The 1733-nt window shown below is 55.6% G+C and carries 3 protein-coding genes; 2 read left to right on the top strand and 1 reads right to left on the bottom strand.

Features of this window, described 5'->3' with window-relative positions; all coding sequences use genetic code 11:
- Positions 1 to 524: glycosyltransferase (locus AB4043_RS24530; RefSeq protein WP_442308392.1), on the top strand; the 524-nt coding region annotated here is incomplete at its 5' end.
- On the top strand, positions 521 to 1357 hold the full coding sequence (locus AB4043_RS24525) for a WecB/TagA/CpsF family glycosyltransferase (RefSeq protein ID WP_442299556.1): 837 nt from the start codon (positions 521 to 523) through the stop codon (positions 1355 to 1357). The genes AB4043_RS24530 and AB4043_RS24525, both read left to right, overlap by 4 nt.
- Positions 1358 to 1417: 60 nt before the next feature.
- On the opposite strand, the gene AB4043_RS24520 is transcribed toward AB4043_RS24525, so the two are convergent.
- The coding region (locus AB4043_RS24520) for a hypothetical protein (protein WP_442308391.1) at positions 1418 to 1733 on the bottom strand (316 nt) is incomplete at its 5' end.

The raw sequence follows: 1733 nt of genomic DNA, 5'->3' as shown, positions 1-1733 counted from the left end.
CTCTCCTCTACAGGAATGTTGTTCCCCCACTGACGCGATTTGTACTTGTAGGGATACAGGGACCGGAGTCTACGGCCATTCGAGCGTGGATCAGTACCCTTGGTCTTGTCGATCATGTCGACTTTTGCGCAGGCATCAGCGATGCAGAACTTCACTCGCTGTATGCCAACTGCGAGTGCGTGCTGGCTCCCTCCCTGACTGAGGGGTTTGGGCTGCCTGTCGTTGAAGCACTCCAACGTGGCGCACGTGTCGTCTGTTCTGACATCCCTGCCTTCCGTGAGATGGCCGACGGCCTTTGCACTTTTGTGCCGCTGTCAGGCCATGGCAAGGAAGACTTCATCAACGCCGCGGCCGCGGCGCTGCAATTACCCAGGCCAGCACCATCCATCTTTCCTGAGCTCTCTGGTGAGACGATCGCCGCCAAATGGGTCAACCTCTACCAACAGGTAATCGTTGCCAATGCAACGCCGTACCTGGCGACTCGTGGCGCCGATGTCGTTGAGAAAGGAACGAACCTCTCATGACTCACCAGAAAAAAGTAGATGTTCTTGGAGTCTCTATTGATCCCGCAAACATGGAACAGGCGACGGAAGCGATCCGCCAACTTCTGGATCAGGGACAGAAGGGCTACATTTGCATGGTCGGCGTACACGGTGTGATGGAAGCGCAACGAGATCCCGATCTCGCGGCAATCTATGACGCAGCAACCCTGATGCTTCCCGATGGCATGCCCACGGTGTGGGTCGGCCATTGGCAAGGCTTTGGCGAGATGCGCCGGGTTACTGGCCCAGATCTTATGCTCGAGATCTTTCGCCGGCCTGAGTTTTCCGGCGTTCGGCACTACCTGTACGGCGGAAAGGCCGGTATCGCCGAAGAGCTAAAGCAGGCGCTCACACGGCGATTTCCTCATGCACAGATCGTCGGGCACTACACTCCGCCGTTTCGCGATCTAAACGTGCAGGAATGGGAGTCTCTGCGCTCTGAGATCCAGGGGCTCAAGCCCGACATCATCTGGGTGGGCATCAGTACACCGCGGCAGGAAAAGTTTATGTATCACGCTCTCGCTGGACTCGATGCAACACTGATGTTCGGCGTCGGCGCGGCCTTTGACTATCACACCGGCCGCATCAAAGATGCCCCGGAATGGGTGAAGACAATAGGAATGCAGTGGCTGCACCGCCTTATCCAGGATCCAAGACGCCTGATGGCCAGGTATCTTCGCAACAATCCTGCATTTGTCGGAAAGATCATCCTTCAACTCCTGAGAGGTACGTCTCCGGAGATACAGCCGCCGTCCATAGTTGAACAGCGCGAATACAAGCTGGCAGTCAAGACGGTGAAACAGTCCAGACGATGATTGATCGGCATAAAAAAGGAGAGGCGTCTGCCTCTCCTTTTTCTTTTGGTTAATGCGTTCTTAGAACAGAATACGAGCTCCAAGCTGCATCTGCCGCGGAGGAAACGCCGAGGAGATGGTACCGAAGTTGCTGTTGCTCGCATTCAGGTTCAGGCCGTTGAAGTTCGTGCGATTCAGAACGTTGAACATATCCACTTGAGCCTTCAGGCGAACACGCTCTGTGATTGGGAACACCTTGGAGAGGGTGGAGTCTAGTTGAGCGAGACCAGGTCCGACAACGCCACCGACAGGAGCATTCCCGTAGTGATTGGCTAGGTTCTTCGCCGTCTGGATATAGGCCTGATTGGCTAGGTTCTTCGCCGTCTGGATATAGGCC

It is taken from the genome of Terriglobus sp. YAF25 (assembly GCF_052113305.1).
GTDB lineage: Bacteria > Acidobacteriota > Terriglobia > Terriglobales > Acidobacteriaceae > Terriglobus.
This window is presented reverse-complemented; position numbering and strand designations above follow the sequence as displayed.